Origin of the sequence: Salinivibrio sp. IB282 (assembly GCF_001995685.1) — a bacterium.
Lineage (GTDB): Bacteria > Pseudomonadota > Gammaproteobacteria > Enterobacterales > Vibrionaceae > Salinivibrio > Salinivibrio kushneri.
In genome coordinates, this window is record NZ_MUET01000093.1 from 1 (window position 1) to 8,425 (window position 8,425).

An 8,425-nucleotide genomic window follows, 5' to 3' on the forward strand; every position below is an offset into this window, starting at 1 on the left:
GGATCAGATTGGCCAATGATCCTGTTCTTTCCTTGTGCATAATCTTGAGCAATATCGGGGTTATCCCCTGTTTTACGCGAAAAATGCGGTGCATAAGTTATGACTCATAACAAGAAGGTATTTCTCGCGAGCCGCTGCCACCCTCTATATTACGCACCTTATCAATATCGATGTGGTTACTACGGAGCTTTTCATGACTAAATGGTTCATCAACGCCTTGCTCAGCGTGAGCATGATTCTCACTGCCCCCGCCTTTGCCTCTGAAACAGTAAAAGTGGGCATGTCTGGCCGCTACTTTCCGTTTACCTTTGTTAAACAAGACCAGCTGCAAGGCTTTGAGGTTGATTTGTGGGACGAGATTGGCGCGCGCAACGACTACGATGTTGAGTATGTCACCGCTAACTTCTCAGGACTGTTTGGTCTATTACAAACCGGCCGTATCGATACGATTTCAAACCAAATCACCATCACCGATGAGCGCCAGGCGAAGTACCTGTTTACTGACCCGTATGTGGTGGACGGCGCACAAATCACGGTTCGTAAAGGCAATGATGCCATTAACGCGGTCGCCGATCTGAAAGGCAAAACCGTGGCCGTTAACTTAGGCTCGAACTTTGAGCAGCTACTACGTGAACATTCAGCCGCTGATGACATCAACATCAAAACCTATGAAACCGGGATTGAACACGATGTGGCCCTGGGCCGTGCCGACGCCTTTATTATGGATCGCCTCTCCGCACTACAATTGATCAAAGAGTCAGGTCTGCCCCTACAATTAGCAGGACAACCTTTTGAAACCATTGCCAATGCATGGCCGTTTGTCGACTCAGAGCGTGGTCAACGCTTACGTGATGAAGTCAATGCTGCGCTAAGCGCGATGCGTGAAGACGGCACCTTGGCGGATATCTCAACCAAATGGTTTGGTGGCGATATCACTAAAAAGTAAGTGTTTACTTTCATTTAATAAGCCCGCGTTGGCGGGCTTTTTTGTTTAAAGGTCAATCATGGCGTTCGATTTTGATTACATGGCCTCCTTGTTTCCCCTGCTACTGCGTTATTTGGGGATCACCATGGAGATGGCTGTACTGGGCCTCATCTTCGCGCTCGCCCTCGCCGTGGCGATTGCACTGATCCGCGTGTTTCGCATTCCTTTACTCAATGGCTTAGCGCAAGTTTTTATTAGCTTCTTCCGCGGCACGCCGTTATTGGTGCAGCTATTTTTGCTTTATTATGGTCTCCCTCAGGTGATCCCCGCCTTGGTAGGGATGGAAGCCTTTACCGCCGCTGTCATCGGTATCAGCCTGCACTTTTCTGCCTATATGGCCGAGTCAATCCGCGCCGCCATTACCGGCGTGGATCGTAGTCAGATGGAAGCCAGTCTGGCGGTGGGCATGACCACCCGCCAAGCGATGCAACGTATCATCTTGCCGCAAGCGGTGCGTATCGCCCTGCCATCCTTGATGAACTACTTTATCGATATGATTAAAGCCACGTCACTCGCCTTTACTCTCGGGGTCGCGGAAATCATGGCACAGGCGCAAATGGAAGCGTCATCCAGCTTCAAGTTCTTTGAAGCTTACTTAGCGGTGGCACTCATCTATTGGGCGGTGGTCGTAGCATTAACGCGCGTTCAATACTGGGCAGAGGCACACCTTAATAAGGCGTATCAACGATGATAAAGATAGAAAAGCTAAAAAAAATCTATCAAGGGGTAGCGGTGCTTGACGGCATCGACCTCACTATCGACCGAGGCGAAATAGTTTGCATTATTGGCCCTAGCGGCACCGGCAAGTCCACCTTGTTGCGTTGCATTAACTTTCTCGAGCGCGCCGAGCAAGGGATCATCAAAATCGGGGAACAAGGCGTTGATAGCGGCAACATGGCCACCCGTAAGCAGGATATTCTGGCGTTGCGGCGTCAAACCGGCTTTGTTTTCCAAAATTATGCGTTATTTGCTCACCTCAATGCCCGTGACAACATTGCCGAAGGGCTACGCACCGTTAAGGGATGGGCGAAAGACAAAGCCCGTGAGCGTGCCCAGCAAATCCTCGATGATATTGGCCTTGGCGATAAAGGAGATCATTACCCGGCCTCTTTATCCGGTGGACAACAGCAACGGGTTGGCATCGGCCGGGCGATGGCGCTGGAGGCTGAGCTGCTGCTGTTTGATGAACCCACGTCTGCCCTGGATCCAGAATGGGTTGGCGAAGTCTTGGCATTGATGAAAAAGCTCGCGACTCGCCACCAAACCATGCTGGTGGTCACCCATGAGATGCAGTTTGCTCGCGATGTGGCGGATCGGGTGGTCTTTATGAACGACGGCCACATTATTGCCCAAGGGACACCGAATTGGTTATTTAACCAATGCGACGATCCTCGTTTGCATAAGTTTTTGAATCAAGTCGGGATCACCCCCTAGTCGCCGATCGCTTGGGATCGATCCTTGCGATCTGTGCCTAAGCGCTTATAATTCACCGCCCGGAGTGGCGTCGGTTAGTGATTGACTAATCGTTAGTCAATGGCTACAATCCGCCCTCTTTGTTGAGAGGCGTCGGAGACAAGCCTAGTGCTACCCTCCCACGTCGGGTTAACAAACCTAACACTGATCAGTAATAAAGGTAGAAACCATGAAACGCACTTTTCAACCTTCAGTTCTAAAGCGTAAGCGCACTCACGGTTTCCGTGCGCGCATGGCGACTAAGAACGGCCGTAAGGTCATTGCCGCTCGCCGTGCGAAAGGCCGCAAGCAGCTTTCTAAATAATCCGCAGTGATTTGTGAATAAGCTCGCTTATCCTCGGGAGTTACGTCTGCTAACTCCCGAACATTTCAGTGCCGTCTTCCAGCAACCGCATCGCGCAGGTTCGCCGCACTTAACTATACTCGCCAGAAATAATCCACTCGGCCATCCACGTCTCGGTCAAGCTGTACCGAAAAAGCAAATCAAACTTGCTGTTGATCGCAACCGCTTTAAACGTGTGGTCCGCGAAAGCTTTCGTTTACGTCAACATCAACTGCCGGCGAAAGACTTTGTGGTGATCGCGAAAAAAAGTGCCAACAATCTGAGCAATCAAGCGCTACGAGACGAATTGGACAAGTTATGGCAACGTTTGTCGCGACCGCCGCGCAAAAAGCGCTCATCGCGCTGATTCGGGGATACCAACTGGTCATCAGTCCATTAATTGGACCACGATGCCGGTTTACACCAACCTGCTCTCACTACGCCATCATGGCGATTCAATCCCATGGTGTGATAAAAGGGTGTTGGTTGGCAGGCAAACGTCTATTAAAATGCCACCCTTTGAATGATGGCGGCTACGATCCTGTACCGCCTTGCGACCACCATAACAGAGACAATTAACAATGGATTCCCAACGCAATATCCTGTTGATTGCCCTATTGTTCGTTTCTTTCATGCTCTACATGGAATGGAACAAACCAGATTCCCCGCAACCGCAGGGACAGGGCGTTGAGCAGCAGCAAACCACTCACAGTGACGTGCCAAGCAGCAATGACGGTGATACCACGTCTCTTGATGCACAGCCTGTCTCTGACAAGCTTGTCACCATCAACACTGACGTTTTAACACTGAAAATTGATACGCAAGGCGGTGATGTTGTCCACGCCGAGCTCCCGCAATATGATGCCGAGCTGGATTCTGACAATGCCTTCACGCTGTTGCACAGCAAACCTGATCATACCTTTGTGGCACAAAGCGGCTTAATTGGTGCGGACGGCATCGATACGGCTGAGGGTCGCGCACAATACCAGGTGACGCAAAACAACTTCTCGCTCTCAGACGATCGAGACACCTTACGAGTGCCAATGACGGTTGAGAAAGATGGCATTACCTATACCAAAACCTTCGTGTTTGAGCGTGGTAGCTATGCGGTGGATGTTGAACACACTATCAACAACCAAACCGACAACAATGCCAGTGTCACCATGTATACCCAGCTAAAACAAAACTTGCTGGACGATGGCGGCAGCTTGACCATGCCAACCTATCGCGGTAGCGCCTACTCCACTGACGACAAGCGTTACGAGAAATACAGCTTTGATGATATGCAAAGCAAAAACCTGAACGTGACGTTTAACCAAGGTTGGGCCGCGATGATCCAGCACTACTTTGCCACCGCGTGGATCCCACGGGCGGACAATAATGTGCTGAGCACCCGTACCACGGCGCAATACGGTTATATCCAAACCAAGACTCGCGATACCATTGCCGCTGGCACCAGCAAGACGCTGACAGCCACCTTATGGGTTGGCCCTAAACTGCAAGAACAAATGGCCGCGGTGGCACCAAGCTTGGATTTGGTGGTCGACTACGGCTGGCTGTGGTTTATCGCTAAACCGCTGCACTGGTTGCTCTCCACCATCCAAACCTTTGTGAGTAACTGGGGTCTGGCTATCATTATGCTGACCTTCATCGTCCGTGGTGCCATGTATCCGCTGACCAAAGCGCAGTACACCTCAATGGCCAAGATGCGCATGCTGCAGCCTAAGCTGCAAGAGATGAAAGAGCGTATCGGTGACGATCGTCAGCGCATGAGCCAAGAGATGATGGAGCTCTATAAGCGTGAGAAAGTCAATCCACTTGGGGGCTGTTTACCGCTTGTCCTACAAATGCCGATTTTCATTTCTTTGTACTGGGCGTTGATGGAATCGGTAGAATTGCGCCATGCGCCGTTCTTTGGCTGGATTCAAGACTTGTCGGCACAAGACCCATACTATGTGCTGCCGCTGTTGATGGGCGCATCCATGTTCCTGATCCAGAAGATGAGCCCGACCACGGTCACCGATCCGATGCAGCAGAAGATCATGACCTTTATGCCTGTGGTCTTTACGTTCTTCTTCTTGTTCTTCCCATCTGGCCTGGTTCTATACTGGCTGGTATCGAACGTGGTCACGCTTATCCAACAGACATTGATTTACAAGTCGTTGGAGAAAAAAGGCCTGCATTCACGCTCGTAACTCAGGCCGTGTCACGTAATAATGAAAAGGCGACCCGGCGGTCGCCTTTTTGTCGTTTATGGCCTTCGGGCCTGTTATTGAATTAAAGAGTGTGCATTATGGCTCAAACCGACACAATTGTGGCGCAAGCCACTGCAACAGGCCGCGGCGGCGTGGGGATTGTCCGCGTGTCTGGCCCGCTCGCCCATGAAATTGGTACAAAAATGACGGGGCGCGAGTTAGCGCCACGTCGTGCGGATTATTTGCCCTTTCTCGATCAGGAAGGTCAACCTATCGATCAGGGCATTGCCTTATTCTTTAAAGGCCCTCACTCGTTCACAGGCGAGGATGTGCTTGAGCTTCAAGGCCATGGTGGCCCCGTGATCATGGACATGCTTATTCAGCGTATCAGTGCCTTTTCTGGGGTGCGTGCCGCACGACCCGGAGAGTTCTCCGAACGCGCGTTTTTAAACGACAAACTGGATTTAGCCCAAGCTGAAGCCATTGCCGACTTGATTGATGCCAGCTCCGAGCAGGCCGCCCGCTCGGCCTTACAATCGCTGCAAGGCGCCTTCTCTAGTCAGGTGAATACGCTGGTGGAAAAAGTGATTCACCTGCGTATTTACGTTGAAGCGGCGATCGACTTTCCCGATGAAGAAATTGACTTTCTCTCTGATGGCAAGGTTGCCGGCGATCTTAACCATATTATCGAGCACCTTGCCACACTGCGTAAAGAAGCCAACCAAGGGGCAATCATGCGTGAGGGAATGAAAGTGGTGATCGCAGGCCGCCCCAACGCCGGCAAATCAAGCCTATTAAACGCCTTGTCAGGAAAAGATAGCGCGATTGTCACGGATATCGCCGGTACCACGCGGGATGTCTTGCGTGAGCACATACATATTGACGGTATGCCGTTGCACATTATTGATACCGCCGGACTGCGCGATACCGCTGATGAAGTCGAACGGATTGGTGTCGAGCGGGCGTGGGATGAAATCGCGCAAGCTGACCGCGTGTTGTTTATGGTTGATGGCACCACTACTGACGCGACCCACCCTGCAGAGATCTGGCCAGATTTCGTCTCCCGTTTACCCGAAGCCATGGGCATGACAGTGATCCGCAATAAAGCGGATATGACCGACGAACCAATGGGACACGATAATACCCATGATCCCGCACTCATCCGCTTAAGTGCCAAAACCGGTGAAGGGATGGATGCACTACGTCAGCACCTCAAAGCTTGTATGGGTTACGCAGGGGGCAGTGAAGGCGGTTTTATGGCGCGTCGCCGTCACCTCGACGCACTTGCCAATGCCGCGCATCACTTAGACATCGGCCAAGCGCAGCTCGAAGGCTATATGGCTGGCGAGATTTTAGCAGAAGAATTGCGCCTTACTCAGCAACACCTCAATACCATCACCGGTGAGTTCAGTGCCGATGATTTGCTGGGGAAAATCTTTTCATCATTTTGTATCGGTAAATAATTATCCCCAACCTGATCACGGGATCCTTCTACTAAGGATCCCTTGTAATGCCTCGCCTGATCGCCTTTATCCTCACTGTTCGATCCTAAGTTATCCACGTAGTTTTCACCATGATCAGCTACGCTTTAACCAGGTGTGGATGGAGGTAGTATGCTAGCAAGTTTTAATCCGATCTTATCGATAGGCCTGAGTGAACATAATCAACTGATGCGGCATCAGATCCGTATGACCAATCTACTCACGGTGATTTGCGTGGTCGGCACGCTCATTTTCTCCACCATGTACTGGCTTGCTTTCCAACTCCCTATCGCGGCTTGGCATAACGTCGGTTACGCCTTTTTGTACGCGGCAACTTGGCTGGTGATGTGGTCAGGACGCTGGTATATCGCCCGGTACTATCTTTTTTTTATATTTTTTGCCCAGCAGTTCATCATGTCTTACTGGGTGTTTGCGGCGCAAAGCCAAAACGAACTCTTGTTACTGGTCTCACCCACTATCGTGTTATTGCTGTTTGATCCCAATGAGCGTTTGGCGCGCTACGGGTTGTCACTGACGGCCATCGGCTTAATGTTTTCCATCCAGGTGTTACCCACGCCCGACCCCTTGGTGAATCTTTCCAGCCTAAATAGCAAAACGATTTACCTCAGCATCGTTCTGATATTTATTGCCTTGTCAGTGATATTAATGGACTTCTATCTCCATGATCTCTACACCCTCAACCGGCAGGCACGGCAGTACATTCAGCGTGAGCCCTTAGCGCAAACTTGGAATGCCACCCAGTTTTATCGCCAGTTGAGCACAGAATGCCAATCATCAACCGATAAACCTATCGCTATCCTTTGTATTAATATTGACCACTTTCAGTCTTTTAATATGCAACAGGGTCACCATATTGGCGATCAAAGCTTACAATTCCTTGCTGGCTTACTGGATCGTCACCTACCACACGATGCGCTACTGAGCCGCACTCACGCCGATCAATTTTTGGTCATGCTAAAAGAAAATGATTGCGCCGATGCGCCAAAATGGGCGGTAAAATGTCATCACGCCATTGAAGATACACCGTTTACTTTTCATGGCGGTGCTCATGCATTCACCGCCTCGATAGGCATCGTTCAACACTTTTCCGGGAACGCTAAAGCGATCAGCTTGATTGACCAAGCCTGCCAAGCCATGACGGAGGCGAAGCAAGCAGGGGGCAATCAATGTGTCTGCCAACTTAGCCAAATGACGGTTAGCCAAGCGGTTTAAGTGGTGATTGACTCCTTGCAATAAGGCCGAAATACTAGGGACGACAACCTTAACGACGAGGAACGTATGGCAACTATCACCATTATTACCGGTAGCACCTTAGGCGGCGCTGAATACGTTGGCGATCACCTCTCTGACCTTTTACAAGCCAAAGGCCACCAGACTCACGTGATCAATGAAGGGATCATAGACGATGTACTCAGTGCCAGCACCTTACTTGTTATTACTTCAACCCATGGCGCCGGCGACTTTCCAGACAGCATCGCGCCTTTGATGGAACAATTACTCGCCGAGCGCCCGATGTTGCGTGATGTTCACTATGGCGTGGTGGGGATTGGTGACTCGAGTTATGACACCTTTTGTGAAGCCGGGATGAAGGCCGATGCGCTACTGCAAGATTTAGGCGCGATCAAAATCGGCGAACGGATTGATATCGACATTCAAGCACATCCGGTCCCTGAAGATGAAGCTGAGCGTTGGTTAGCGGACTGGGAACCGCTTCTCCATACGATTAACTGAACAAAAAACACCCAACCAGACTGTGGATAACTAAGGAATAACCCAGTGATCTTCCTTTAGTTATCCATTTAATACTTTTCACCCTCCCCACCCTATGTGGATAACTACCTATTTTGATCCCAGGTGATACAGGATCGGATCCAAGGCCACCCACAAAAAGTGATCGTTGTAAGATCTTTGATCTCAATGATCTTTTTTGAGTTATCCACTAAGATCC

General features: G+C 50.5%; 10 protein-coding genes. All 10 read left to right on the plus strand.

Translation table 11 applies throughout. The annotated features are described in order from the left end of the window. Nucleotides 1–193: 193 nt before the first annotated feature. The 10 genes from BZG14_RS13965 (at nucleotide 194) to mioC (ending at nucleotide 8,208) form a co-directional block, all read left to right on the plus strand. A complete protein-coding gene (locus BZG14_RS13965) occupies nucleotides 194–946 on the plus strand; it encodes an amino acid ABC transporter substrate-binding protein (protein WP_077486960.1) in 753 nt (250 codons plus the stop codon). A 58-nt stretch (nucleotides 947–1,004) separates the two neighbouring features. Continuing rightward, complete coding sequence (locus BZG14_RS13970) at nucleotides 1,005–1,676, plus strand: amino acid ABC transporter permease (protein WP_069362320.1); 672 nt, start codon at nucleotides 1,005–1,007, stop codon at nucleotides 1,674–1,676. After that, a complete protein-coding gene (locus BZG14_RS13975; protein ID WP_077458595.1) occupies nucleotides 1,673–2,419 on the plus strand; it encodes an amino acid ABC transporter ATP-binding protein in 747 nt (248 codons plus the stop codon). The genes BZG14_RS13970 and BZG14_RS13975 overlap by 4 nt, the downstream gene beginning before the upstream one ends. A 208-nt stretch (nucleotides 2,420–2,627) precedes the next feature. Continuing rightward, nucleotides 2,628–2,762, plus strand: coding sequence for a 50S ribosomal protein L34 (rpmH, locus tag BZG14_RS13980; RefSeq protein ID WP_025672864.1), 135 nt, complete (start codon nucleotides 2,628–2,630; stop codon nucleotides 2,760–2,762). Between the two features lie 13 nt (nucleotides 2,763–2,775). Next, a complete protein-coding gene (rnpA, locus tag BZG14_RS13985; RefSeq protein WP_046074850.1) occupies nucleotides 2,776–3,147 on the plus strand; it encodes a ribonuclease P protein component in 372 nt (123 codons plus the stop codon). Then, nucleotides 3,099–3,359: a membrane protein insertion efficiency factor YidD gene (gene yidD / locus BZG14_RS13990; RefSeq protein ID WP_077456636.1), complete on the plus strand. Its 261-nt coding sequence runs from the start codon at nucleotides 3,099–3,101 to the stop codon at nucleotides 3,357–3,359. The genes rnpA and yidD overlap by 49 nt, the downstream gene beginning before the upstream one ends. Before the next feature lie 2 nt (nucleotides 3,360–3,361). Continuing rightward, on the plus strand, nucleotides 3,362–4,975 hold the full coding sequence (gene yidC, locus BZG14_RS13995) for a membrane protein insertase YidC (RefSeq protein WP_077609020.1): 1,614 nt from the start codon (nucleotides 3,362–3,364) through the stop codon (nucleotides 4,973–4,975). 98 nt (nucleotides 4,976–5,073) lie between these two features. After that, on the plus strand, nucleotides 5,074–6,438 hold the full coding sequence (gene mnmE / locus BZG14_RS14000) for a tRNA uridine-5-carboxymethylaminomethyl(34) synthesis GTPase MnmE (RefSeq protein WP_077609021.1): 1,365 nt from the start codon (nucleotides 5,074–5,076) through the stop codon (nucleotides 6,436–6,438). A 150-nt stretch (nucleotides 6,439–6,588) separates the two neighbouring features. Continuing rightward, on the plus strand, nucleotides 6,589–7,689 hold the full coding sequence (locus BZG14_RS14005; protein WP_077609022.1) for a GGDEF domain-containing protein: 1,101 nt from the start codon (nucleotides 6,589–6,591) through the stop codon (nucleotides 7,687–7,689). Nucleotides 7,690–7,755: 66 nt separating this feature from the next. Continuing rightward, nucleotides 7,756–8,208, plus strand: coding sequence for an FMN-binding protein MioC (gene mioC, locus BZG14_RS14010; RefSeq protein WP_069362325.1), 453 nt, complete (start codon nucleotides 7,756–7,758; stop codon nucleotides 8,206–8,208). Nucleotides 8,209–8,425: the final 217 nt, after the last annotated feature.

What these genes read in the sequence shown, in the direction of transcription:
- BZG14_RS13970 (WP_069362320.1), top strand. Translation starts at nt 1,005, where the DNA reads ATGGCGTTCGATTTTGATTACATGGCCTCCTTGTTTCCCCTGCTACTG.
- yidD (WP_077456636.1), top strand. Translation starts at nt 3,099, where the DNA reads ATGGCAACGTTTGTCGCGACCGCCGCGCAAAAAGCGCTCATCGCGCTG.
- rpmH (WP_025672864.1), top strand. Translation starts at nt 2,628, where the DNA reads ATGAAACGCACTTTTCAACCTTCAGTTCTAAAGCGTAAGCGCACTCAC.
- mioC (WP_069362325.1), top strand. Translation starts at nt 7,756, where the DNA reads ATGGCAACTATCACCATTATTACCGGTAGCACCTTAGGCGGCGCTGAA.
- BZG14_RS13975 (WP_077458595.1), top strand. Translation starts at nt 1,673, where the DNA reads ATGATAAAGATAGAAAAGCTAAAAAAAATCTATCAAGGGGTAGCGGTG.
- BZG14_RS14005 (WP_077609022.1), top strand. Translation starts at nt 6,589, where the DNA reads ATGCTAGCAAGTTTTAATCCGATCTTATCGATAGGCCTGAGTGAACAT.
- BZG14_RS13965 (WP_077486960.1), top strand. Translation starts at nt 194, where the DNA reads ATGACTAAATGGTTCATCAACGCCTTGCTCAGCGTGAGCATGATTCTC.
- yidC (WP_077609020.1), top strand. Translation starts at nt 3,362, where the DNA reads ATGGATTCCCAACGCAATATCCTGTTGATTGCCCTATTGTTCGTTTCT.
- mnmE (WP_077609021.1), top strand. Translation starts at nt 5,074, where the DNA reads ATGGCTCAAACCGACACAATTGTGGCGCAAGCCACTGCAACAGGCCGC.